This window comes from Fuscovulum ytuae, from assembly GCF_029953595.1.
In the GTDB taxonomy this organism is placed as follows: Bacteria; Pseudomonadota; Alphaproteobacteria; order Rhodobacterales; family Rhodobacteraceae; genus Paragemmobacter; species Paragemmobacter ytuae.
Window position 1 is genome coordinate 3,348,568 of the sequence record NZ_CP124535.1, and the last position, 23,361, is coordinate 3,371,928.

A 23,361-nucleotide genomic window follows, 5' to 3' on the forward strand; every position below is an offset into this window, starting at 1 on the left:
TCGTCATGTGGCGTAGACCTGTATTCCGTTCACGAAGGTTGCCATGACCTTACCTTCCATGCGTTGCCCGTCAAACGGGGTGTTCTTGGATTTGGAGCGCAGGGTGAAGCGGTCCATCAGGAAGGGCGTGTCAGGGTTGAAGAGGACAAGGTCGGCGGGCGCGCCGGGGGCCATCCTGCCCTGCGGGAGGCCGAGGCGTTTGGCGGGGTTGAGGGCGAGGGCGCGGAAGAGGGTGGGCAGGTCGATATGGCCTGCATGGTAAAGGCGCATGGCGGCGGGAAGGAGGGTTTCGAGGGCGACGGCACCGGGGGCGGCCTCTTCGAAGGGGAGGCGCTTTGATTCCTCATCCGCGGGGGTATGGAGGGAAGAGATGCAGTCGATGGTGCCGTTGGCGACGGCCTCGACCATGGCGAGGCGGTCTTCTTCGGAGCGCAGGGGGGGCGTGAGTTTGAAGAAGGTGCGGTAATCGCCGAGGTCGATTTCGTTCAGCGTGAGGTGGTGGATGGAGGTGCCTGCGGTGACGTCGAGGCCAGCGGCCTTGGCCCGTTCAAGCGCGGGGAGGGCGCGGGCGGTGGTGATCTGGTCGGCGTGGTAGCGGACCCCGGTGAGTTCGACGAGCGCGAGGTCGCGTTCCAGCCCCATGCGTTCGGCGATGGGGGAGACGGCGGGCAGGCCGCGCAGCGAGGCGAATTTGCCCGAGGTGGCGGCGGCACCTTGGGAGAGGCCGGGGTCTTGCGGGTGGCCGATGACAAGCGCGCCGAGCGAGCGGGCATAGGTGAAGGCGCGGGACAGGACCTTGGCGTCGGCGGTGACGGCGAAGGCATCGGTGAAGGCGATTGCGCCCGCGTCGAGGAGGAAGCCGATCTCGGTCATCTCGCGCCCTGCGCGGCCCTTGGTGAGGGCGGCCATGTGGCGGATGCGGACGGGGGAGGCATCGCGCGCGCGGCGGGTGACGAATTCCAGCGTTTCAGGCGTGTCGATGGCGGGAAGGGTGTCCGGGCGGGCGATGAGGGTGGTGACGCCGCCTGCCGCTGCCGCCAGCCCTGCGGAGCGGAAGCTTTCGCGGTGGCGTTCGCCGGGTTCGCCGATCTTGACGCCGATATCGACGATGCCGGGGGCGAGGTGGTTGCCGCCGCAGTCAATCTCTTGCGCGGATTTCGGTTTGGGACCGTTTATTGCGGCGATGACGCCCTTGGCGAGGGTGACGGAGCCTTGGGTGACGGTGCCAGCCTCGGGGTCGATGATGCGGGCGTTGGTGAGGTGGAGCGTGGTCATGCGTGGGGTCCGGGATGGATCGCGCGCGCGGCGGCGGCGGGATCGGGGAGGTAGCGGATCAGATGCTTGTCGCCTGTTGCCGTGACGATCTGCACCGCGCCGAGGAAGGCGCGGGCCCGCACGATCTGCGCGCGGGGGATGGCGCGGCCGCCGGGGCCGGTGAGATGGGTCGGGGTGAGGGTCCAGACCTCGGCCAGTGCTTCGGAGCGGAGATAGGCGGCGCGGATGCCGATGGCGAGAAGGGCCGCCACGGGGCCGACCCATGGATTGGCATTGCCCAGAAGGATCAGGGCTATGCCCGCCGCGACGCCGCCGACAAGGGCCATGATCACATGGGCGCGGTGATAGGCGGCGGGGGAGGGGCGAAACTCCATCATCAGCCCAGCACGAAATAAGTGGTGAAGAGGGCGAGGAAGATCAGGACGAGGGCGGCGACCTTGCCGCCTTGTTTCATTTCGTCCTTCGTGGGTTTGCGATCAGGATCGGGGGTCATGCTTTGCCTGCCTTTACCGCGCGCATGCGGTGGATGAGCATCCCTGCATCAGGCCCCACGATCATGGAGCCGAGGGGGCCGAAGCGGATCACCCCCGGCATGCCGCCGGAGGGTGGGGTCTGGAGGTAATTCCCGGTCTTCATTCGCCGCCACGGCCAATGGGAAAGGCGGATCAGCCGTTTGTCGGTGAGAAGGAGCGCCCCATGGGCGCGGCCTGTGGTGATGGCTTGGCGTTCCATCAGTGCAAAGCCCTGCACAAGGGCGATGGCAAGGAGGAGGGGGCCGACCAGCCAGTAAAAGCCCGCGCAGCCCTGACCTGCGGTTTCAGCGGGGCAGAATTCGACCACGGAGCGGGTGATCCATGTTTCCCAGAAGGCGTAGAAGGCCAGAAGGAAGAGGGCGGCCACCGTCGGCGGCGCGGAGGCATGGTTGAAGCCGAGCGGCCCCTGCCAGAGCAGGGTTTCACCGGGGTCGAGGATGCCCGTCACGTCGATACCTTCTTGTGGCGTGGGAGCGGTCACACCATCGTCCCCACGATCTTGCGCCCACGTTCGAGGCGGAGGTTGCGGGCGAGAAGGTCCATGCAGGCCATGCGCACGGCGACGCCCATTTCCACCTGATCCTGAATGACGGAGCGGTTGATGTCATCGGCGAGGTCGCCGTCGATTTCCACGCCCCGGTTCATCGGGCCGGGATGCATGACGATGGCGTCCGGCTTTGCATGGGAGAGCTTTTCGGCATCCAGCCCGTAGCGGTGGTAATATTCGCGTTCTGAAGGGATGAAACCGCCATCCATGCGTTCCTTCTGAAGGCGGAGCATCATCACGACATCAGCGCCTTCGAGGCCTTTTTTCATGTCGTCATAGACCTCGACCCCGAAATCGGCGATGCCCGCGGGCATCAGGGTGGGCGGGCCGATCAGGCGGATGCGGTTTTCCATCTTGCCGAGCAGGATGAGGTTGGACCGCGCGACGCGGGAATGGGCGATGTCGCCGCAGATGGCGATGGTGAGGCGCTGGATACGGCCCTTGGCGCGGCGGATGGTGAGTGCATCGAGAAGCGCCTGCGTGGGGTGTTCGTGGCGGCCATCGCCTGCATTGAGGACGGCGCAGTTGACCTTGGATGCCAGAAGGTTGACCGCGCCTGAAGCGCCGTGGCGCACGACCAGCAGATCGGGATGCATGGCGTTGAGCGTCATCGCCGTGTCGATCAGGGTTTCGCCCTTTTTCACCGAGGATTGGGCGACGGACATGTTCATCACATCGGCCCCCAGACGCTTGCCCGCAAGTTCGAAGCTGGCCTGCGTGCGGGTGGAGTTTTCGAAGAACATGTTGATCTGCGTCATCCCAGCCAACACGTCGGATTGTTTCACGGTGCGGCGGTTCAGATCGACATAGCGGTCGGCCAGATCCAGGACGGTGGTGATCTCGAGCGGCGCGAGTTGTTCGATGCCGAGGAGGTGGCGGGCGCGGAAGGTCATCTGTTCCTCCTTCGGTGGGTCTTGCGGCTTATAGGGAGGGGCGGGGGTTCGGGCAAGCGGTGGGGCAGGGAGGAAATTCCTTCGAAGGAATTTGCGAGGTTTTTCGGAAAAATTTGGCGGTGGCGCGGGGGCGGGGTGGGGCCTAGGTTTGCGGGCATGGGAATCGATCTGGACATAGCTTCACCCGAAGGCTGGCAGGCGGCGCTGGCGGCGCTGCGTTGGCAGTTGGAGATGGGGGTTGATGAGGCGATCGGTGATGCGCCGGTGAATGCCTATGATCTGCCAGACAAGGTGGTGAAGGCCACGGTGCCTGCGCCATCGGCGCGGGTGGAGCGGGTGGCGGATGTGCCTTATGTGCCGCAGGCCAGTGCGGCGGAACGCGCGGCGGTGGCAGCGGATGCGGCGGTGGCCGAGGCTGCGGCGCGGGCGGCGGGTGCGGGTAGCCTTGAGGCGCTGCGCGAGGCGCTGGCCGGATATGAGCATTGCGAGTTGAAGAAGGGGGCGCGGAACCTTGTCTTTGCCGATGGGCGGGCAGGGGCGCGGGTCTTGATCCTTGGGGAGGCGCCGGGGCGGGACGAGGATCTTGAGGGGCGGCCCTTCGTGGGGGCGGCGGGGCAGCTTTTGGATCGGATGTTCGGGGCGATTGGTCTGTCGCGGGAAAGCCCTGATCTGGAGCGGGCGCTTTACATCACCAATGTGATGCCGTGGCGGCCACCGGGGAACCGGGAGCCTGTGCCGGAAGAGATTGCCATGATGCGGCCCTTCGTGGCGCGGCATGTGGATTTGGCGGCGCCCGAGATCATCGTGGTGATGGGGAATACGCCCTGTTCGGCGCTGTTGGGGGCGAAGGGCATTCTGCGTTTGCGCGGGACATGGGCCGAGGCGCTGGGCCGTCCGGTGATGCCGATGGTGCATCCGGCCTATCTGTTGCGCAATCCGGTGGCGAAGCGCGAGGCTTGGGCGGATCTCTTGGAAATACAGGCGAAATTGAGGGGGCGATGAGCCGGATTGATGAGACGCGGGACTTCATCCCGGTGCGGATTGCCGTGCTGACGGTATCGGACACGCGGAAGGCCGAGGATGACCGTTCGGGCGACACGCTGGTGGAGCGGCTGACCGGGGCAGGGCATGTGCTGGCCGCGCGGGGGATTGTGCGGGATGAGCGGGCGGAGATCGCGGCGCAGTTGCGCGCGTGGATCGCCGATCCGGGGGTGGATGTGATCCTGACCACAGGAGGCACGGGCCTGACGGGCCGGGATGTCACGGTCGAGGCGCATCGGGATGTCTATGAAAAGGAGATCGAGGCCTTTGGCACGGTCTTTACCATGGTGTCGATGCAGAAGATCGGGACAAGCGCGGTGCAGTCGCGTGCCTGCGGGGGCGTGGCGGGGGGGACCTATCTTTTCGCGCTGCCCGGCAGCCCCGGCGGGTGCCGGGATGCGTGGGACGAGATTCTGAAATGGCAGCTGGATTACCGGCACCGGCCCTGTAATTTCGTCGAGATTTTCCCCCGGCTGGAAGAACATCGGCGGCGCAAGTAGCGACGGAAGGCGCGCGGGCCGGCGTTTAACCGGGCAAGAGGGCCGTTTCACGCAGGCGTCATTGGCGCGGGGCGCGCGGGCGGCTAGGTATTCGGCTGGGCGGCAGAAGGGATGTAGATGCGGTTCTTCGGGCGCGCGATGGGCGGGCTGTTTCTGGCGGCGGTGACGCTGGCGATCCTTGCGCTGGCGGTGGGGGTCGTTGTCGGCGCGCTGCGCGAGCGGATGGCGGGCGGGCCTGCGGCGCGGCCAGCCGAGGAGCGGGTGGTTTCGGCCAATGTGATCCGGGTGGAGACGGGGCGGATCGTGCCCGTGACCACGGCCTATGGCGAGTTGCGGGCGGTGCGGACGCTGGAACTGCGCGCGCCGGTGGGCGGGCGTGTGGCGGAACTGTCGCCCAATTTTGCCGAAGGGGCAGCGGTGGCGGAGGGCGAGGTGCTGCTGCGGCTGGACCCGGCAGAAGCCATGGCGGCGCGCGATCTGGCGGCGGCGGCCTTGGCCGAGGCAGAGGCGGGCGGGCGGGAGGCGGGCCGGGCGCTGACCCTTGCGCGCGAGGATTTGGCACAGGCTGAGGCGCAATTGGCGCTGCGGGCGCAGGCCGTGCAGCGGCAGCGCGACATTGCGGCGCGCGGAGCGGGGTCGGCGGCGGCAGTGGAGACGGCGGAATTGGCCGAGGCGCAGGCGGAGCAGGCGCTTTTGGGCAGCCGGTCGGCGCTGGCGCAGGCCGAGGCGGCGGTGGATCAGGCGGCAATCACCTTGACGCGGGCGCAGATTGGGCTGGGCGAGGCGGAGCGGGTTCTGGGCGATACCGTCATCCGGGCAGAGTTTGCCGGGCGGCTGGAGGGGGTTTCGTCCGTGGTGACGGGCGGAAAGGTCAACGCGAATGAGGTGCTGGGGCGGGTGATCGATCCGGCGGCGCTGGAGGTGCGGTTCCGGCTTTCGACGGCGCAATATGCGCGGCTGGTGGATGCGCGCGGCGCCTTGGTTGCGGCACCCGTGGCGGTGCGGCTTGAGGTGGTAGGGGCTGATCTGGCGGCGGAAGGGCGGCTGGTGCGGGCCGGAGCCTCGGGCGCGGAGGCAGGCGGGGGGCGGGTGGTCTTTGCCATGCTTGACGCCGCGCCGGGGCTGCGGCCGGGGGATTTCGTGACAGTTGAGGTGGCGGAACCTGCGCTGGAGGCGGTGGCCGATCTGCCCGCGACGGCGGTGGATGCGGCGGGCCGCGTGCTGGCCGTGACAGAGGAGGCGCGGCTGGAAGAGGTGGCGGTCGAGGTGCTGCGGCGGCAGGGGGATCGGGTGATCGTGGCCCCCGGCGCGCTGGTGGGGCGCGAGGTGGTGGCGGAACGGTCGCCCTTGCTGGGCGCGGGCATCAAGGTGCGCCCGGTGCGGCCGGGGGTGGAGACTGAGGCGGCGGCGGGTGTCGTGCTGACCGAGGCGCGGCGCGCGGCGCTGATCGCGGCGGTGGAAGGCAATGACCGGATGCCGGAAGAGGCGCGGGCGCGTCTGATCGAACAGTTGCGGCAGGATGTGGTGCCTGCCGAAGTGGTGGCGCGGATCGAAGCCCGGATGGGAGGCTGAGCGCGATGATGGGGCGGGGGATACTGTCCTATTTCGTGCGCCACCGGACGGTGGCCAATCTGCTGATGGTGCTGATGCTGGTGGGCGGGCTGGTCGCCGCCATGAATATCCGCGCGCAGTATTTTCCTGATGTGGTGCTGGCCGAGGTGGATGTGTCCGTCCGTTGGGACGGTGCAGGGGCCGAGGATGTGGATCGCGGCATCGTGCAGGTTCTGGAACCCGCGCTGATGGCGGTGGAAGGGGTGTCGGCGACGGCGTCGCGGTCTGTGGAGGGCCGCGCCTCGATCGAGATCGAGTTTGAGCCGGGGGTGGATATCGACCGCGCCGCGCAGGATGTGGCGGCAGCGGTGGAGGCGGTGACGACCCTGCCCGACGGTGCCGAAGAGCCGGAGGTGCGGCGGTCGGCTTGGCGGGACGGGGTGACGGATGTGGTCATCTCGGGTCCCGTGGGGGTGGGGCAGATCGCACGGTTGGCGGATGAATTTACCGCGCGTTTGTTCGCGGCGGGGGTGACGCGCACCACGATCAGCGGGCTGGCCGCGCCGCAGATGGTGGTGGAGGTGCCGACCGTCGCCCTGATGCGGCATGACGTGACGCTGGCGCAAATCGCTGAGGCGATTGCGGCGGCGGTTACGACGACCCCGGCAGGCGAGGTGGCCACGGGCACCGCGCGGGTGCGGACGGGCGAGGAGCGGCGGCAGGCCGAGGAGATCGGCGAGATCGCGCTGCGGGTGGCGGCGGATGGCACAGTGCTGCGCATCGGTGATGTGGCCACGATCCGGGTTGAGGGGGCGGATCGGGGGCGGGCGTCCTTTGTCGGGTCAAACCCGGCGATGACGGTTCGGGTGGAGCGGGGGGCCGAGGGCGATGCCATCGACATGCAGGCCCGCGTGGCGCAGGTGGCCGAGGCGATGCGCCCCGGCTTGCCCGAAGGCGTGACGATGGACCTTGTCCGGGCGCGGGCGGATCAGATCAGCGAACGCTTGACGCTGATGCTGGACAACGCGCTGACGGGGTTGGTTCTGGTTGTCCTGATGCTTTTCCTGTTTCTGAACGGGCGCATCGCGCTGTGGGTGGCGGCGGGGATACCGGTTGCCACGCTGGCCGCCATCGGGGTGATGTGGCTGGGCGGGTTGACGGTAAATATGATCTCGCTCTTTGCGTTGATCCTTGTGCTGGGGGTGATCGTCGACGATTCCATCGTGGTGGGCGAACATGCCGATTTCCGCGTGCGGCATATGGGGGAAAGCCCGATGCAGGCGGCGGAACGGGCGGCGGTCAGGATGGCGGGGCCGGTGCTGGCATCCACCCTGACGACGGTGATCGCTTTTCTGGCGCTGGCCGTGATCGGGGGGCGCTTTGGCGATCTGATCAAGGATATTCCTCTGACGGTGATGGCGGTGATGATCGCGTCGCTGATCGAATGCTTTTTGATCCTGCCCAATCACATGGCCCATGCCTTGGCGGATTCGGTGAAGGAAAAGTGGTATGACGCGCCAAGCCGGTTCACGAACCGGCAGTTGGAGCGGTTCAAGGAGCGGGGGATGAAGCCCCTCATGCGGGCCGTGGTCGTGGCGCGTTATCCGGTGCTGGCGGCGGCGGTTCTGGCCTTGGCGACGCAAGCGGTGCTGTTCCTGCGGGGGGATGTGCCGTTTCGGTTCTTTAACGCGCCGGAACAATCCTCGCTGACCGGAAACTTTGCCATGCTGCCGGGGGCCACGCGCGCCGATACGATGGCGATGATGGCCGAGTTGCAGCGTGCGGTGGAGGCGGCGGGGGCACGGCTGGAGGCGGAGCACGGGGTGAACCCGGTGGAATTCGCCATGGCGGAAGTGGGTGGCGGGTCAGGGCGCGGGCTTTCGGGGGCGGCGACGAAGGATGCCGATCTTCTGGGCGGGATCGCGGTAGAGATCATCAACCCGGATCTGCGGCCCTATTCCAGCAATGCCTTCATCGCGGCGGTGGAGGAAGAGGTGCGCCGCCATCCGCTGCTGGAGGAACTGAGCTTTCGTGGCGGGCGGTTTGGACCCGGCGGCGCGTCGATCAGTGTTGATCTTTATGGCGCGGAGGCGGGTGACCTGAAGGCGGCGGCAGAGGCGTTGAAGGCGCGGCTGGCGGTTTACCCAGAGGTGTCGGGGCTGGAGGATACGCTGGCCTATGACAAGGAAGAGTTGATCCTGACGCTGACGCCCACGGGGCAGGCTTTGGGCTTTTCCATTGACGGGTTGGCGCGGGACCTGCGCGCCATGCTGGCGGGGATAGAGGCCGCGACCTATCCTGATGGGCCGCGATCCGCCGCGATCCGGGTGGAATTGTCGGAGGGCGAACTGACAGCGGATTTTCTTGACCGCATCCAGATGCGGGCGGTGGGGGCAGGGGGCGCGGTCTATGTTCCGCTGGCCGATATCGTGACGGTCACGCGGGAGGCGGGGTTTTCCTCGGTTCTGCGCGAAAATGGGCTGCGGGTGGTGACGGTATCGGGCGATCTGGCCGAGGATGACCCGGCGCGGGCGTCAGAGATACAGGCGGCGCTGCGCGGGCAGATCGTGCCGGGGGTAGAGCAGGATTTCGGCGTCATGGCGCGGTTTTCGGGCCAAGCCGAGCAGGAGCGGGAATTTCTGGGCGGGGCGGCAGTGGCGATCCTGCTGGCGCTGTTGGGAATTTATCTGTGCCTTGCGTGGATATTCGCCAGCTGGGCGCGGCCTGTCGTGGTGATGTCGGTCATCCCCTTCGCGCTGGTGGGGGCGGTGTTTGGGCATTGGGTCTGGGACGTGCCTTTGTCGATGTTCTCGGTCGTTGGGATCATCGGGATGTCGGGGATCATCGTGAATGATTCCATCGTGCTGGTCTCGACCATCGACGATTATGCGAAAAGGCGCGGGCTGATCCCGGCCGTGGTGGATGCGGTGGCGGATCGGTTGCGGCCAGTGCTGTTGACAACGTTGACGACGGTGCTGGGGCTGGCGCCGCTCTTGTTCGAACGGTCAAGTCAGGCGGAGTTTCTGAAGCCGACGGTGGTGACGCTGGTCTTTGGCCTTGGCTTCGGGATGTTCCTTGTGCTGCTGGTGGTGCCGGCGATCCGGGTTGTGCAGGCCGATATCGGGCGGCGGCTGCGTGCCTTGCGGCGGGCGCTGCGCCGGGGGCCGGCCGGGCTGCGCGGGCTGGTGCGGGGGGCGGCGGTGGTGCTGGCGCTGTTTTGGCTCGCGGTGATGGGGCCCGTCATGGTGACAGGGGCGCTGCCTGCGTGGCTGGTGGCGCTGCTACCTGGGGAAGCGGGAGAGGCGGTTGGGCCTGTCGCGCTGCTGCTGGTGGCGGGAGCGGCGGCGTTGGTGGCGGGCGGGGCCTGGGTTTTCGGGCGGGTGATGGGCCGGAAGGCCCATCCGACGCGCGCGGCCCAAGGGTAGAATGGGCCATTCGGCCCATGCTGCGCCTAGGGGGCGGGGCAACCCCTGACCTCAACCGCGCGATGGTCGGAGATCACGGTCACGGTGACCCCCGAACGATCAAGGGAGAAGGGCGTGCCTTGTGGCGGCACCATCTCGGCGCTGGCCATCAAGCGGTTGCCATCGCGTGACGATGCTGCCTCGGATACCCAGATTCCGGCCTTGCCGCTTTCGAAGACCACCACCTCTTCACCCGCAGCGGGGGGCATGTCCAAGGTCGCGGTGATGCGGATACCGTCGGCGATGGGGTCAATCACGCAGCCGATATGCGAAAGGCCCGCGCTTTTGCCCGAGATGGGCCGATCGGCCAAGGCCATGTCAATGACAGGGTCGGGCGCGCCGGGGCCTTGCACGGCCAGATCGAAATCGAAGGTGGCGGGAAGGCAGATATCGTCACAAACGCCAAGTTCCACGCTGCCCTTCAGACGCAGGGGGCGGGTCGGATCGGTGGGCGTCACCTCGATCGGCAGGACAAGTTCGCCCTTGTAGCCCACGGTTTGCAGACCGTTGAGGTGAAAGACATGCGGACGGGGCCAGTGGAAGAGGACGGTTTTCACATTCTCGCTGCCCGTCCAGTCGAACATCGGGGGGATGCCGGCATCGCCGGGGCTGCGCCAATAGGTTTTCCATCCGGGCGCGAGCGTCAGGTGCAGGGCGGTCATATGGCCGCCATCGGACAATTGCCAACCGGGGCGCATCTGGCCTGCCATCACCTCTTCTGGGGAAAAGGCGCGGGCGGCGGGTGGCAAGGTGCCACAGAGAAGGGCGGAAAGAAGGATGATCTGGCGCATGTCGCCAAGATAGGCAGGACGACGCAGAGTGGAAATCACGTTCCGGCGACAGGATGTGTCAGCTTTGCCCTTGAGGCCGGGGGGCAACAGGCCCATCTTGAGAGAAGGTGAAGCGGTGGCAGGGGATCGGTGATGGCTGATCTGGAACTGGACGGGAAGCTTCTGGTGGCGATGCCGGGGATGGGCGATCCGCGCTTTGCCAAAAGCGTCATCTTGGTTTGCGCCCATTCGGCCGAGGGGGCGATGGGATTGATCGTGAACCGCCCGTCGCCCGATCTGAACTTTCGCAACTTGCTGGAGCAGTTGAAGATTCCACGCGCGCCCTTGGGGCGGGACATTCGCGTGCATGTCGGCGGGCCGGTGGAGCGGGGGCGGGGGTTCGTGCTGCATTCGCGCGATTATGCCGGAGGCCCTACGACGATGAAGGTGGGCGATGATTACGGCATGACCGCCACGCTGGATATCCTCGAGGCGCTGGCGCGGGGCGAAGGTCCGGCGCAGGCCATTCTTGCGCTGGGCTATTCCGGGTGGGGGCCGGGGCAGCTTGAGACCGAAATCAAGGCCAATGGCTGGCTGATTGCAGAGGCCAGCGAAGGGCTTGTCTTTTCGCAGGACGATGCGGGCAAATGGGCAGGGGCCCTGCGGGGGATGGGAATCGATCCGCTGACCCTGTCAGCGGCGGCTGGCCGAGCCTGAGGGAGCGAAAATTTTTCGGCGAAAAATTTTCGGGGGGGCAAATTTTCCGTGGAAAATTTGCGGGGGCTTTCGTTCGAAAGCCCCTTTGGGAAAAATCTTCGGGAAGATTTTTCGTCACTCGCCGTAGGGGACCCAGACCGTTTTGATCGCGGTGGCGTGGCGCAGGAATTCCCGACCTTCCCCTTCAGCGCCAAGCCAATCGCGGGCGCGGCCGTTGTTGACCCATGTCCGCTTGAGGTTTGTCGCGCTTTCGCCTTCGATCAGGCTGGACAGATCGGTTGAGCAGAAGGACCAGAGCGCATCGATATCCATATGGCCTGCCAGCGGCTTGGCCAGTTCCGCAGGTGACCCGGTGACGATATTCACCACGCCTGCGGGCAGGTCAGAGGTTTCCAGCACCTGATAAAGGTCGGTCGCGGCCAAGGGGAAGGGGTCGGAGGGGACCAGCACGCAGGTGTTGCCCATGGCGATGGCGGGGGCCATGGCCGAGATGAGGCCCAGAAGGGGGGACTCGTCCGGGCAGAGGGCGGCGATGACGCCGACGGGTTCGTTCATGGCCAGCGCAATCCCACGCAGGGGGACGGATTTCGCCTGACCGTCGAATTTGTCGGACCAGGCGGCATAGGTGAAGAGGCGGGCGATCGAGGCCTCGACCTCTGCGTGCCCATCCTTGCCGGTCAGGTCTTTCAGGCGAGTGGCGAATTCGGCGGCGCGGGCCGAGAGGTTTTCGGCGATGTAGTAAAGGATCTGCGCGCGGTTATGGCCGGTGGCCTTGCCCCAGCCTTTGGCGGCATGGGCGGCCTCGACCGCGTTCCGGATGTCCTTGCGGTTGCCGAGGCCGATATGGCCGAGATGTTTGCCCTTGGCCGAAAACACGGCGCGGGAATAGCCGCCATCGGGACGGGCCTGTTTGCCGCCGATGAAGAGTTTTGCCGTCCGGTCCAGCGCCGGGGGGGCGAAGTTGCTGGGTTCGGGGATGGCAGGGACAGGTTTCAGGGGTTTCGCCGTGCGGGCGGGTTTGAGATAGGCCATGAGGCCTTCCCAGCCGCCTTCGCGGCCAAAGCCGCTTTCCCGCACCCCGCCAAAGCCTGCTGCAGCGTCAAAGAGGTTGGTGGCGTTTACCCAGACGACGCCTGCCTTGATCTTTGGCGCGATATCGAGGGCGAGGTTGACGTTTTCGGTCCAGACGCTGGCAGCAAGGCCGTAGCGGGTGTTGTTGGCCAGTTCCACCGCCTCGGCCGGGGTGCGGAAGGTCATGGAGACGAGGACGGGGCCGAAGATTTCCTCCTGCATCAGGCGGGAGGCGGTGCCGAGGCCGGTGATGAGGGTGGGCGGGTAATAGCAGCCCTGCGGCGGGATGGGCGTCTTGGCGTGGTAGATGTCGCCGTCGGAGCTGCGGACCATGTCGGTGATGGTTGCGAGCTGAACCGGGTCGACCACAGCGCCTACGTCGATGCATTTATCCAAAGGGTCGCCAAGGCGGAGGCCATCCATCCGGCGTTTCAGTTTTTCGTGGAAGCGCTGGGCGATGCCTTCCTGCACCAAAAGGCGCGAGCCTGCGCAGCAGACTTGACCCTGATTGAACCAGATGGCGTCGACGAGGCCTTCGATGGCGCTGTCGATATCGGCGTCGTCGAAGACGATATAGGGAGATTTGCCGCCGAGTTCGAGCGTCAGCGCCTTGCCCGTGCCTGCTGTGGCGCGGCGGATGGCCTTGCCGACCGAGGTGGAACCGGTGAAGGCGATCTTGTCGACGCCGGGATGGGCGACAAGGGCCGCGCCCGTGTCGCCGTCACCCGTGACGATGTTGAAAACACCCTTGGGCAGCCCCGCCTCGCGCGTGATTTCGGCGAAGAGGAGGGCGGTGAGGGGGGTGTATTCGGCCGGTTTGAGGACGATGGTGTTCCCTGCGGCAAGGGCCGGGGCGACCTTCCATGCCAGCATAAGAAGGGGGAAGTTCCACGGGATGACCGCGCCGCAGACGCCATGGGGGGCGTGGCCGGGAAGTTCGCTGTCCATCAGCTGCGCCAGCCCTGCGTGGTAGTAGAAATGGCGGGCGACGAGCGGCACGTCAATGTCGCGGCTTTCACGGATGGGTTTGCCGTTGTCCATGGTTTCCAACACCGCCAGAAGGCGGGCGTGTTTCTGGATCAGGCGGGCCAGCGCGTAGAGATATTTAGCGCGGGCGTGACCCGGCAGGCGTGCCCATTTCGGTTGCGCGCGGCGGGCGGCGGCGACGGCCTCGTCGATATCCGCTGCGCTGCCTTGGGTGATTTGGGAGAGGTCGGTGCCATTGGCCGGGTTCTTCGTGGCGAAGGTCTGGCCTGGTTTGGTGAAGGCGCCGTCGATGAAATGGCCAAAGGTCGCGCCGTGTTTGGCGAGCCATGCCTTGGCTTCGGCATTGCCTTCGGGGGCGGGGCCGTACTCCATGCGGTCGAAGATTTCCTTGATCGTCATGGTCTTATCCCATCGGGTGGCGGTTGGCGGCCGAGTAGTGGCCGGTCAGGTGGTGTTCAAGCTGGCGTTCGATATCGCCCAGAAGGGACGAGGCGCCGAAGCGGAAGAGATCAGGTTGCAGCCATGGGTGGCCGAGTTCGTCCTTCATCAGGGCGAGGTAAAGAAGCGCGTCCTTTGCCTTGGAGATGCCGCCTGCGGGTTTGTAGCCGACTTTGATGCCGGTGCGGTCCTGATAATCGCGGATCGCGCGGATCATGGTGAGCGAGACGGGGAGCGTGGCGTTGACGGTCTCTTTCCCCGTGGAGGTTTTGATGAAATCGGCCCCCGCCATCATGCAGACGAGCGAGGCGCGGGCGACGTTGCGCAGGGTGGCCAGTTCGCCCGTAGCAAGGATCGCCTTTACATGGGCGGGGCCGCACGCTTCGCGCATTTCGCGCATTTCATCGTAAAGCGCCTGCCAATTGCCGGTCAGGACGTGGCGGCGGGAGATGACGATATCAATCTCGCGCGCGCCAGCGGCGACGGATTGGCGGATCTCTTCGATCCTCAGATGGAAGGGCGAAAGGCCTGCGGGGAAGCCTGTAGACACTGCGGCGACGGGTATATTGCTGCCTTCAAGCGCGCGGACGGCGGTTTCGACCATGTCGTGGTAGACGCAGACGGCACCGACAGTGAGCCCCTCCATCCCCAGTTTTTCCAGCATCCAAGGGCTGACGGGTTGGCGCGCCTTGGCGCAGAGGCGTTCGACGCGGCCCCATGTATCGTCGCCCGAGAGGGTGGTGAGGTCGATCAGCGAGACGGCCTTGAGAAGCCATGCCGCCTGCCAGTCCTTCTTGACCGACCGGCGGCCGCCCAAAGTGGCGGCGCGGCGTTCGATGGCGGAGGTATTGGCCTGCACGGCGGCGACCCAGTCGAGGTCGAGGGGCATCCCCTCATTCCTTGGATGGGCGACCTGAGGCAATTGGGTCGGGCTGGGGGTGAGAGTGGTCACGCGGTCCTCCCTTCGGACGGAGGGAAGATGCACGGGGGAGAGGCCCCGCGCAAGGGCGGGGTGGCGTTGATCGGCTAATTTTTGACCTTTCGGTCAGGAATCGCGGCTGGGAAGCTGCGGCTCCGGGTCTTCGGGGGCTTCGTCGAAGGTGGCCCAATCGCGGCTGACGCCTGTGGTCGGGGTTTGCCCATCATAGTGGCGGGAATGGAGATGGACCTTGGACAGGTAATTGGCGGTAATGGGGGCGGTGACGAAGATGAAGAGCATCACCAGCACCTCTTGCCACGAAAAGCCCGTGCCGATCAGAAGGCCGTGGAACATGGAGACCAGAAGGGCCGTTCCAAGGCCGACGGTGGAGGCCTTGGTGGGGGCGTGCAGGCGCTGCATCCGGTCCTTGAGGCGGATGAGGCCGTAGCTGCCTGTGAGGCCGAAGAGGCCGCCGACGACAAGCAGGATAGAGAGCACGATTTCGAGGGCGTAGGTCATTCGATCACGCTCCCCCGCAGGAGGTATTTGCAAAAGGCGACGGTGCCGACGAAACCGGTCATGGCGAAGAGCATCGCCGCCTCGAAGTTGATGCCGAGGCCGGTCTGGATGCCGTAAAGGACGATGATGGCGATGACGTTCACCACCATCGTATCGAGCGCAAGGACGCGGTCGGCCACGGTGGGGCCAAGGACAAGGCGCCAGAGGTTCAGGATCAGGCCAAGGCCGAAACAGACAAGCGCGAAGGCAAGGGCGTAGGTGATCATTCGAAGATCCTCTTCAGCCGGGATTCATAGCGCGACTTGATATCGTCGCGGATGGCGTCGGGGTCGGGGGCGTGCAGCGAGTGGATCAGGAGCACGCGCCCACAGGCGGACATGTCGGCGGTGACAGTGCCGGGGGTCATGGTGATGGTGCCCGCCAGAAGGGCGATGGCCTCGGGTGATTTCAACTCGATCGGGACGCGGATCCATGCCGATTGGATGCGGTCGCGCGGCATGAAGAGGACGATCTTGGCCACTTGAATATTGGCGATGATGACGTCCCAGACCACCAGCACGACATAGGACAAAAGCGCGGGCATGCTGTTGAGCTTTGGCCGGTGCGGCCAATAGGGCGCGGTGAGCAGCGGGATCACCGTGGCGAGGAAGATCGCCATGACGAGGGAGCCGACCTTCCATTGGTTCACCAGAAGGAACCACGTGACCACGAGGAAGAGCGACAGATAGGGATGGGGGTAAAGGCGGCGGAGCATGTCAGTTCACCCCCGGCAGATCGTTGGCGGTGATATAGGCGGCGGGGGCGTGGATTGCCTGCGCCGTGGTGTCGAGCCAATCCTTCACGGGGCCGGCGAAGATGGTGAGCAGGACAAGACCTGCCAGAAGGCCGCCGATGGCGGCGAAGGCCAAGGGTTCGCTGCTGTGATGCGGGTCGGCCGGTTCGCCAGTGGCATGGGATTTCCAGAAGAGGGTGGAGCCTGCCCGACCGAAACCCAGAACCATCAGGAAGGACGAGGCGAGGATCACGGTCCAGATCAGCGCGGCATCGGCGCGCAGGGCGTCCAGCACCATCAGCTTGCCGATGAAGCCCGACAGGGGCGGCATCCCGGCCAGCGCGATGGCGTTGGCGAAGAAGAGCGCGGCGATGAGGCCTTGTTGCGCGATGCGCGGCTGGGCGGTGAGGGTGGCGTTGCCGCGCCGGTCGGTCACCAGATCGGCGATCAGGAAGACTGCCGCCGTGGCGAGGGTGGAATGCAGAAGGTAGTAGAGCGCGGCCGAGGTCGCCTCGGGCGTGAAGGCGGCGAAGGCGGTGAAGATTGTGCCCATGGAGGCGATGCCCGAGAAGGCCGCAAGTCGGGGCAGGGTCGTCGCGCCGAGGATGCCGATGGAGCCCACGGCAAGGGTGACAAGTGCGGCGGGAAGCATCAGGTCGGCCACCATGCTGCCGGTCGCCGCCGTATCGGGCGGGAAGATCAGGGTGCTGGTGCGCAAGATGGCATAGGCGCCAACCTTCGTCATGATTGCGAAGAGGGCAGCCACAGGACCGGGCGCGTTGGCATACGTGCCGGGCAGCCAGAATTGCAGCGGTACCAGCGCGCCCTTGATGGCGAAGACCGACAGCATCAGGATGGCCGCCACGCGGATGAGGGCCAAATCGCCCTCGGGCAGGGCCGCGACCTTGACCGCGATATCGGCCATATTCAGCGTGCCGGTCACGGCATAGACCGTGGCCAGCGCGAAAAGGAAGAGCGTCGAGGCAATGAGGTTGAAGGCGATATATTGAACGCCCGCGCGCAGCCTGTCGCGTCCCGCACCGTGGATCATCAGGCCGTAAGAGGCGATGAGCAGCACTTCGAAGAAGACGAAAAGGTTGAAGGCATCGCCTGTCAGGAAGGCCCCGTTGATGCCCATCATCTGGAACAGGAAGAGCGCATGGAAATGGCGCCCGCGTGCATCCCAATTGGTGGAGATGACGTAAAGCTGCACCGCGATGGCAAGCAGGGCCGTCAGCATCAGCATCATGGCCGAGAGACGGTCCAGCACCAGAACGATGCCGAAGGGGGCGGGCCAGTTGCCGAGGCGGTAAACCTCGGGCCCGTTATGGCTGGCGGCGAAAAGAAGGGCGGCGGCGATGGCCGCCAGCGCCAAGGTGCCAGCCAGACCGAAGACGCGCTGCAAGGTCAGGTCGTTGCGCATCACCAGCACGACGAGCGGCGCGAGGATCGCCGGAACGACGACGGGCGCGATGATCCAGTGATACATCATGCGCGGGTCTCCTGTTCGTCTTTCTCATCGTCCATGTCGACCTTGTCATGGCCCGCCTCAAGCCATGACCCAAGCGCCATAAGGACGATGACGGCGGTCATGCCGAAAGAGATGACGATGGCGGTCAGAACGAGCGCCTGCGGCAACGGGTCGGTGTATCCCGCCGCATCCTTGGCGATGATGGCGGGCAGGCCGGGCACGAGGCGACCTGCGGTGAAGAGAAACACGTTCACCGCATAGGAAACGAGTGTCAGCCCGATGATGACCGGGAAGGTGCGCTGGCGCAGCATCAGATAAACGCCGCTGGCGGTAAGGGTGCCGATGGCGATGGCGATGAGGGCTTCCATGTCAGTTTCCCCCTTCCGGGCGATCCACGGAATAGGGATCGGCGCTGGTGGTTTCGCCTGCGCGGCGGGCCAGCCGGCTGAGTGAGTTGAGGGCGAGCATCACCGCGCCAAGAACGCAGAGGAAGACGCCAAGGTCGAAGATGGCGGCGGTGGCAAGTTCAAACTCTTCCAGCGGCCAGAGATGGACATAGGTGAAGCTGGAGGCGAGGAAGGGCGCGCCGAAGAGCCATGAGCCCACGCCGGCAGCGGCAGCGACCAAGGCGCCCAGTGCGATGAGGGCGTGGTGGTCGATGCGCTGGCGTGTTTCGGTCCAGGCAAGGCCAGAGGCCATATATTGCATCACGGTGGCAATGGCGAAGACGAGGCCCGCGATAAAGCCGCCACCCGGCAGGTTGTGCCCGCGCAGGAAGATGAAGACGCCGATCACCATGGCAACCGGCAGGATGAAGCGGGTGGCCATCACCATCAGCAGCGGGTGGCGGTCGCCGGCAAAGCCCTTGCGCGTGGCGGCCATGGCGTGGAGCGCGTCATTGGCGGGGCCGGGTTTCAAGAGCGCCTCAACCAGCGCGTAGATCAGAAGGGCGGCGATGCCCAGCACGATGATTTCGCCGTAGGTATCGTAGCCGCGGAAGTCGACGATGATGGTGTTGACCGCGTTGGTGCCGCCTGCGCCGGGTTTCGACTGTTCCAGATGGAAGGCGGAAATCGGCGGGAAAGCCGCGGCGCGGGTCATCAGCGCATAGGCAAGCGCCGCGATCCCGGTGCCTGCGCCAACGGCGATGACGGCATCGCGGGTGCGGCGGACGGGGCTGCTTTCGCGCGGGGTTTCCTTGGGCAGGAAATTGAGGGCGAGGAGCATGAAGACGACCGTCACCACCTCGACCGTGATCTGGGTCAGGGCGAGGTCAGGGGCGGAGAGCCATGCAAAGCCAAGCGAGATGATCAGGCCGATGATCCCAATGAGGACGAGCGACAGAAGGCGGTTGCGGTGCATGACCGCAACGCCCACAGCGGCGAACATCAGAAGGCCCCAGGCGATGATGGTGACCGGGGTGATGGCCAGCATGTCGCGCGTGCCGGGCAGGTGGGTGCCCGTGTCGAAAGCCCAGAGCGCAGTCGCGCCGATGGCGATGGTGCCGATGGCGATGGCGCGGGTCAGCGAGCCGTTGTGCAGGAATTGCGTCACGCTGCGGGCGGTGGCGGCAAGCGGTTCGATGATGGCATCGAATATGGCCTTCGCTTCGGGGCGCGGGGTGGCATCCCACATGGCGCGGAGACGGGGGAAGATCGACAGCAGGGCATAGCCGCCACCGACGGCCGCGATCGACATCCACAGGGCGGGGGCATAAAGGCCATGCCAGTGCTTGATATGCACCTCTTGCGGGGTGCCGGTGACGGCAGACGAGGCTGCATCGACCAGCCAGGCGGCGGTGGTCATGGGCATCAGGCCGATCAGGACAACAAGCGTGGCGAGCAGCGCCGGCGCTGCCCAGAGGCCGAAGCCGGGGTCATGCGGTGTATGAGGGTAATCATCGCGCTTTGGCCCGAGGAAGGCATGGGCGAGGAAGCGGAAGCTGTAGGCCACGGAAAAGAGTGCGGCGAGGGTCGCCAGCACGGGCAGCAGCCATGCCGGGCCGAGGGCGGTATGCGCGGCCTCTTCCAGCATCAGTTCCTTGGAGAGGAAACCGTTGAAGGGCGGGATGCCCGCCATGGACAGCGCCGCGATGCCCGCGATGGTGAAGGTAACGGGCATCAGGTGGCGCAGGCCGCCAAGACGCTTGAGATCGCGGGTATGGGTTTCGTGATCCACGATCCCCGCCGACATGAAGAGCGCGGCCTTGAAGGTGGCGTGGTTGATAATGTGAAAAACGGCAACCGTGGCGGCCTTGGCCGTGCCCATGCCCAGAAGCATGGTGATGAGGCCCAGATGACTGACCGTTGAGAAGGCCAAAAGCGCCTTAAGGTCATCTTTGAAGAAGGCAATCTTCGCCCCGATCAGCATCGTGATGAGGCCCGCCGAGGTGACGATCCAGAACCATTCCGGCGTTCCGGCCAGCACCGGCCACATGCGTGCCATCAGGAAGATGCCCGCCTTCACCATCGTGGCCGAATGCAGATAGGCCGAGACGGGCGTGGGGGCGGCCATGGCGTGGGGCAGCCAGAAATGGAAGGGGAATTGCGCGGATTTGGTGAAGCAACCCAGAAGGATCAAGATCAGCGCGGGCAGATACCAATCGGACGCCTGAATCGCCTCTTTCTGCGTGAGGATGACCGAAAGGTCATAGCTGCCCGCGATATTGCCGAGGATCAGCATCCCTGCGATCATCGCAAGCCCGCCGCCGCCCGTGACGGCCAGCGCCATGCGTGCGCCTTGGCGGCCTTCGGGAAGGTGCTTCCAATAGCCGATCAGCAGGAAGGACGACAGCGAGGTCAGTTCCCAGAAGATCAACAAAAGCAGGATGTTGTCGGACAGGACGATCCCCACCATCGCGCCTTGGAAGAGCATGAGGTAGGTGTAGAACACCCCCATCGGATCGGATTTCGCGAGGTAGAAGCGGGCGTAAAGGATGATCAGGAGGCCGATGCCAAGGATGAGCCCCGCAAAGAGCAGGCCAAGTCCATCGAGCATGAAGTTCGCATTCAGGCCGAGGGAGGGGAGCCAGTCGATCCGGGTGGTGACAACTTCGCCCCGCAGGACGGCGGGGGCTTGCAGGCCCAAAAGCACCAAGGCAAGCAGGGTCACTGATCCGGTGACGGTGGCGCAGGCGGTGCGGCCAGAACGGATGAGCAGGCCCGGCAAAAGGGCGCCGAGGAAGGGCAGGGCGGCAATCAGCGCAAGGGTCATCGTGAAACGGTCTCTCCCTGTGCGCCGTTCCCTCGACGCAGTCTCCTTATTCGTCCGGGTTCGCCCAAAAGTTAGAGCATCCGTTAGGACGGGCCCACCCCATCTGGGCAGAATGTTCGATCAGATCAAGATGCAGTTGCGGCAAATCGGGCGCATCCGCAGCGAAAGCGTTGCGGATTGGACGCAGGTTTCGACGGGTTGCGACAATCAGCCCTGAAGGGCGGCGGGATCGATCAGGTAGCGCTGGGCAAGCGGGATGGCAGCGGCGCCAAGGGCGCGGGCCTCGGCGCCCACGGTGCCTTCGCGAATCTGGGGCGGCTCAACCCCCGACAGATCGATGCGATTGAGGGCGGCGATGGTGCGGCGGGTGATTTCGGCGCGGATGCGGGCAGGCATCCAGCCGTCGATCATCACCGCCTCAAGCTCTACCAGAGCGGCGGCGGAGAGGGTGGCATAGGCCAGCCCTTCGGCGGCGTGCTGAAGCCAGTTTTCCAAAAGGCCCGGCGAAACGCGCCATTGAAGATGCTGTTCCCACAAGTGATCGCTGCTTTCGCCGGCCTGTTCCATCATCTCGGCCAGACGGGACATGGAGGCCACGTCGAAAAGCCGTTCAAGGCGGCCATCGGGGCCGGGAACGGGCAAGGGGCCCACGCCGCCCGCATTGCCCGTGCGGCCCGTAAACAGCTGGCCGTTCAGGACAAGGCCGCCGCCGATGAAGGTTCCGAAGTAGAAATAGAGGAAATCCTTCGGCTTTTCGCCCGTGCCGAAGACAAGTTCGGCCCCGCAAGCGGCAGTGGCGTCGTTCTGGATATGGACGGGCATCCCCGCGATGGCCGCGATCTCGGTTGCGATGTCATGGTTACGCCATGCGTCCATCTCGGCTTGCGGGGCGCCGATGTAGCGGACCCAGCTCCAGAGCTGAAAAGGCATGGCGATGCCCATGCCGCCGATGCGGTCGCGCTGCGACGGGGGAAGGGCGTCACAGACGGCGGGCAGTGCTTCGCGCACGAAGGCCACGACGCCAGAGGGGGTAGGGTAGCGATAGACGCGGCGGCGCGAGGCGCGGACACGGCCCAAGAAATCCACCAGCATCAGGTCGGCAGAGCGGCGGCCGATCTTGAGGCCGAGGAAGAAGGCCCCTTCGGCATCAAGCGACATCGGGACGGAGGGCTGCCCGATACGGCCCCGGATAGGTTCGCCGCGCAGAAGAAGCCCGTCCTGTTCAAGCGAGCGCATGATGACCGAGACGGTCTGCACGGAAAGGCCGGTCATGCGCGCGAGATCGGATTTCGCCAGCGCCCCCTGCTGACGCAGAATGGACAGGACGAGCCTTTCGTTGTGGGCGCGCATGCCGGATTGGTTCGATCCCCGGAAGCCGGATGCTTCGGGGAACGGACGATCTGGCATCGTCTCGGCCTGCTGTCTCACGTCTCCTCCCGCCCGGGGCTTTGCCCGGATTTCAGGCGAGGATGCGCGGGGAATCGGCAGTCTGTCAATAATAAATCAGAGTGATTTAATTATCTTGACGTGGAGGCGGGAATCAGTTTTCTTGTGGCCTGTCGCAACGGGCCTAGGCCCACACGGCACGCAACATGAGGGGGCGCACCCCCGGATTTTCTTGGGAGGAAAATCGATGAAATTCAAAGCTAAGGCCCTTGCGGGCGCGGCTACGCTTGCCCTTCTGTCGGTGGCACCGGCCATGGCGCAGGACGTGGCGGCCTGCCTGATCACCAAGACCGACACCAACCCCTTCTTCGTGAAAATGAAGGAAGGCGCCGAGGCCAAAGCCGCCGAACTGGGCGTTTCGCTGAAGTCCTATGCGGGTAAGGTTGACGGCGACCACGACAGCCAAGTCGCCGCTATCGAAGCCTGCATCGCAGATGGCGCAAAGGGCATCCTGATCGCGGCGTCCGACACCAAGGCGATCGTCGACTCGGTGAAGAAGGCGCAGGAAGCGGGCATGGTTGTGATCGCGCTCGACACCCCGCTTGATCCGGCGGATGCCGCCGACGCGACCTTCGCGACCGACAACCTGGAAGCTGGCAAGCTGATCGGCGCTTGGGCCGCTGCGACGCTGGGTGCAGAAGCCGCAAATGCGAAGATCGGCTTCCTGAACCTGACCCCGTCGGAACCCACCGTGGACGTTCTGCGGAACCAGGGCTTCATGATGGGCTTTGGGATCGACGTGAAGGACCCCAACGACATCGGCGACGAGGATGATGCGCGCATCGTTGGCCATGACGTGACCAACGGCAACGAAGAAGGTGGCCGCAAGGCGATGGAAAACCTTCTGCAGATCAACCCCGATATCAACGTGATCCACACGATCAACGAACCGGCTGCCGTGGGTGCCTATCAGGCGCTGAAGGCGATTGGCAAAGAGAACGACGTGCTGATCGTGTCGGTTGACGGCGGCTGCCCGGGCGTTGCCTCGGTCAAGGATGGCGTGATCGGCGCGACCTCGCAGCAGTATCCGCTGATGATGGCGGCGCTGGGCGTGGAAGCGATCAAGAAGTGGGCCGACACGGGCGAGAAGCCGCAGCCGACCCCCGGCAAGGCCTTCTTCGACACCGGCGTGGCGCTGATCACCGACAAGCCCGCCGAAGGCGTGCCGTCGATCGACACCGCCAAGGGCACCGAGCTCTGCTGGGGCTGATCTGAAAAGACTTGCGCGGGGGGC

Annotated in this window: 20 protein-coding genes; 6 read left to right on the plus strand and 14 right to left on the minus strand. The window is 65.5% G+C overall.

Annotation, left to right across the window (positions count from 1 at the left end):
* Positions 1 to 3: 3 nt before the first annotated feature.
* The 4 genes from pyrC to QF092_RS16225 all read right to left on the minus strand — a co-directional run bounded on the left by pyrC (position 4) and on the right by QF092_RS16225 (position 3,248).
* Positions 4 to 1,275, minus strand: a complete 1,272-nt coding sequence (gene pyrC, locus QF092_RS16210) for a dihydroorotase (RefSeq protein ID WP_281465475.1) — start codon at positions 1,273 to 1,275, stop codon at positions 4 to 6.
* On the minus strand, positions 1,272 to 1,652 hold the full coding sequence (locus tag QF092_RS16215) for a hypothetical protein (RefSeq protein ID WP_281465477.1): 381 nt from the start codon (positions 1,650 to 1,652) through the stop codon (positions 1,272 to 1,274). Before QF092_RS16215 ends, pyrC begins: the two co-directional genes overlap by 4 nt.
* Before the next feature lie 112 nt (positions 1,653 to 1,764).
* Entirely contained in the window at positions 1,765 to 2,289 is a 525-nt protein-coding gene (locus QF092_RS16220) for a hypothetical protein (protein WP_281465479.1), read from the minus strand.
* Positions 2,286 to 3,248 (minus strand): aspartate carbamoyltransferase catalytic subunit, encoded by a 963-nt coding sequence (locus QF092_RS16225; RefSeq protein ID WP_281465481.1) that lies wholly within the window; start codon positions 3,246 to 3,248, stop codon positions 2,286 to 2,288. The genes QF092_RS16220 and QF092_RS16225 overlap by 4 nt, the downstream gene beginning before the upstream one ends.
* Before the next feature lie 156 nt (positions 3,249 to 3,404).
* Between QF092_RS16225 and QF092_RS16230 the strand changes: the two genes are divergently transcribed.
* From QF092_RS16230 to QF092_RS16245, 4 genes are all read left to right on the plus strand, one after another.
* On the plus strand, positions 3,405 to 4,250 hold the full coding sequence (locus QF092_RS16230; RefSeq protein ID WP_281465483.1) for a uracil-DNA glycosylase: 846 nt from the start codon (positions 3,405 to 3,407) through the stop codon (positions 4,248 to 4,250).
* The gene (gene moaB / locus QF092_RS16235) at positions 4,247 to 4,789 is read left to right on the plus strand and encodes a molybdenum cofactor biosynthesis protein B (protein ID WP_281465485.1); all 543 of its coding nucleotides are present in this window, start codon (positions 4,247 to 4,249) and stop codon (positions 4,787 to 4,789) included. The genes QF092_RS16230 and moaB overlap by 4 nt, the downstream gene beginning before the upstream one ends.
* A 117-nt stretch (positions 4,790 to 4,906) precedes the next feature.
* Positions 4,907 to 6,361, plus strand: a complete 1,455-nt coding sequence (locus QF092_RS16240) for an efflux RND transporter periplasmic adaptor subunit (protein WP_281465487.1) — start codon at positions 4,907 to 4,909, stop codon at positions 6,359 to 6,361.
* 5 nt (positions 6,362 to 6,366) lie between these two features.
* On the plus strand, positions 6,367 to 9,765 hold the full coding sequence (locus tag QF092_RS16245) for an efflux RND transporter permease subunit (RefSeq protein ID WP_420026473.1): 3,399 nt from the start codon (positions 6,367 to 6,369) through the stop codon (positions 9,763 to 9,765).
* A 26-nt stretch (positions 9,766 to 9,791) separates the two neighbouring features.
* On the opposite strand, the gene QF092_RS16250 is transcribed toward QF092_RS16245, so the two are convergent.
* Complete coding sequence (locus tag QF092_RS16250) at positions 9,792 to 10,595, minus strand: protein-disulfide reductase DsbD domain-containing protein (protein WP_281465489.1); 804 nt, start codon at positions 10,593 to 10,595, stop codon at positions 9,792 to 9,794.
* Between the two features lie 141 nt (positions 10,596 to 10,736).
* Between QF092_RS16250 and QF092_RS16255 the strand changes: the two genes are divergently transcribed.
* The gene (locus QF092_RS16255) at positions 10,737 to 11,291 is read left to right on the plus strand and encodes a YqgE/AlgH family protein (protein ID WP_281470066.1); all 555 of its coding nucleotides are present in this window, start codon (positions 10,737 to 10,739) and stop codon (positions 11,289 to 11,291) included.
* 114 nt (positions 11,292 to 11,405) lie between these two features.
* Here the strand turns inward: QF092_RS16255 and QF092_RS16260 are convergent, their stop codons facing one another.
* From QF092_RS16260 to QF092_RS16300, 9 genes are all read right to left on the minus strand, one after another.
* On the minus strand, positions 11,406 to 13,748 hold the full coding sequence (locus tag QF092_RS16260; protein WP_281465491.1) for an aldehyde dehydrogenase family protein: 2,343 nt from the start codon (positions 13,746 to 13,748) through the stop codon (positions 11,406 to 11,408).
* A 4-nt stretch (positions 13,749 to 13,752) separates the two neighbouring features.
* Positions 13,753 to 14,739 (minus strand): deoxyribose-phosphate aldolase, encoded by a 987-nt coding sequence (gene deoC / locus QF092_RS16265; protein WP_281465492.1) that lies wholly within the window; start codon positions 14,737 to 14,739, stop codon positions 13,753 to 13,755.
* Positions 14,740 to 14,832: 93 nt separating this feature from the next.
* On the minus strand, positions 14,833 to 15,225 hold the full coding sequence (locus tag QF092_RS16270) for a cation:proton antiporter (RefSeq protein WP_281465494.1): 393 nt from the start codon (positions 15,223 to 15,225) through the stop codon (positions 14,833 to 14,835).
* Positions 15,222 to 15,491, minus strand: coding sequence for a K+/H+ antiporter subunit F (locus QF092_RS16275; RefSeq protein ID WP_281465496.1), 270 nt, complete (start codon positions 15,489 to 15,491; stop codon positions 15,222 to 15,224). The genes QF092_RS16270 and QF092_RS16275 overlap by 4 nt, the downstream gene beginning before the upstream one ends.
* A complete protein-coding gene (locus QF092_RS16280) occupies positions 15,488 to 15,979 on the minus strand; it encodes a Na+/H+ antiporter subunit E (RefSeq protein ID WP_281465498.1) in 492 nt (163 codons plus the stop codon). The genes QF092_RS16275 and QF092_RS16280 overlap by 4 nt, the downstream gene beginning before the upstream one ends.
* Before the next feature lies 1 nt (position 15,980).
* Positions 15,981 to 17,486, minus strand: a complete 1,506-nt coding sequence (locus tag QF092_RS16285) for a monovalent cation/H+ antiporter subunit D (protein WP_281470068.1) — start codon at positions 17,484 to 17,486, stop codon at positions 15,981 to 15,983.
* Entirely contained in the window at positions 17,486 to 17,836 is a 351-nt protein-coding gene (locus QF092_RS16290) for a Na+/H+ antiporter subunit C (RefSeq protein WP_281465499.1), read from the minus strand. The genes QF092_RS16285 and QF092_RS16290 overlap by 1 nt, the downstream gene beginning before the upstream one ends.
* A gap of 1 nt (position 17,837) precedes the next feature.
* Positions 17,838 to 20,681, minus strand: a complete 2,844-nt coding sequence (locus QF092_RS16295; protein WP_281465502.1) for a monovalent cation/H+ antiporter subunit A — start codon at positions 20,679 to 20,681, stop codon at positions 17,838 to 17,840.
* Between the two features lie 207 nt (positions 20,682 to 20,888).
* Positions 20,889 to 22,088, minus strand: a complete 1,200-nt coding sequence (locus QF092_RS16300) for an ROK family transcriptional regulator (protein WP_281470070.1) — start codon at positions 22,086 to 22,088, stop codon at positions 20,889 to 20,891.
* A gap of 226 nt (positions 22,089 to 22,314) precedes the next feature.
* On the opposite strand from QF092_RS16300, the gene QF092_RS16305 reads away from it, so the two are divergent.
* Positions 22,315 to 23,337 carry a substrate-binding domain-containing protein gene (locus QF092_RS16305; protein ID WP_281465504.1) on the plus strand — a complete coding sequence of 341 codons (1,023 nt, stop codon included), beginning with the start codon at positions 22,315 to 22,317 and terminating at the stop codon, positions 23,335 to 23,337.
* Positions 23,338 to 23,361: the final 24 nt, after the last annotated feature.

Bases quoted from the DNA above. Each gene is read 5' to 3' on its own strand.
- pyrC (WP_281465475.1), bottom strand. From the start codon at position 1,275: ATGACCACGCTCCACCTCACCAACGCCCGCATCATCGACCCCGAGGCT.
- QF092_RS16215 (WP_281465477.1), bottom strand. From the start codon at position 1,652: ATGATGGAGTTTCGCCCCTCCCCCGCCGCCTATCACCGCGCCCATGTG.
- QF092_RS16225 (WP_281465481.1), bottom strand. From the start codon at position 3,248: ATGACCTTCCGCGCCCGCCACCTCCTCGGCATCGAACAACTCGCGCCG.
- QF092_RS16230 (WP_281465483.1), top strand. From the start codon at position 3,405: ATGGGAATCGATCTGGACATAGCTTCACCCGAAGGCTGGCAGGCGGCG.
- moaB (WP_281465485.1), top strand. From the start codon at position 4,247: ATGAGCCGGATTGATGAGACGCGGGACTTCATCCCGGTGCGGATTGCC.
- QF092_RS16240 (WP_281465487.1), top strand. From the start codon at position 4,907: ATGCGGTTCTTCGGGCGCGCGATGGGCGGGCTGTTTCTGGCGGCGGTG.
- QF092_RS16245 (WP_420026473.1), top strand. From the start codon at position 6,367: ATGATGGGGCGGGGGATACTGTCCTATTTCGTGCGCCACCGGACGGTG.
- QF092_RS16250 (WP_281465489.1), bottom strand. From the start codon at position 10,595: ATGCGCCAGATCATCCTTCTTTCCGCCCTTCTCTGTGGCACCTTGCCA.
- QF092_RS16260 (WP_281465491.1), bottom strand. From the start codon at position 13,748: ATGACGATCAAGGAAATCTTCGACCGCATGGAGTACGGCCCCGCCCCC.
- QF092_RS16270 (WP_281465494.1), bottom strand. From the start codon at position 15,225: ATGACCTACGCCCTCGAAATCGTGCTCTCTATCCTGCTTGTCGTCGGC.
- QF092_RS16275 (WP_281465496.1), bottom strand. From the start codon at position 15,491: ATGATCACCTACGCCCTTGCCTTCGCGCTTGTCTGTTTCGGCCTTGGC.
- QF092_RS16280 (WP_281465498.1), bottom strand. From the start codon at position 15,979: ATGCTCCGCCGCCTTTACCCCCATCCCTATCTGTCGCTCTTCCTCGTG.
- QF092_RS16285 (WP_281470068.1), bottom strand. From the start codon at position 17,486: ATGTATCACTGGATCATCGCGCCCGTCGTCGTTCCGGCGATCCTCGCG.
- QF092_RS16290 (WP_281465499.1), bottom strand. From the start codon at position 17,836: ATGGAAGCCCTCATCGCCATCGCCATCGGCACCCTTACCGCCAGCGGC.
- QF092_RS16295 (WP_281465502.1), bottom strand. From the start codon at position 20,681: ATGACCCTTGCGCTGATTGCCGCCCTGCCCTTCCTCGGCGCCCTTTTG.
- QF092_RS16300 (WP_281470070.1), bottom strand. From the start codon at position 22,088: ATGCCAGATCGTCCGTTCCCCGAAGCATCCGGCTTCCGGGGATCGAAC.
- QF092_RS16305 (WP_281465504.1), top strand. From the start codon at position 22,315: ATGAAATTCAAAGCTAAGGCCCTTGCGGGCGCGGCTACGCTTGCCCTT.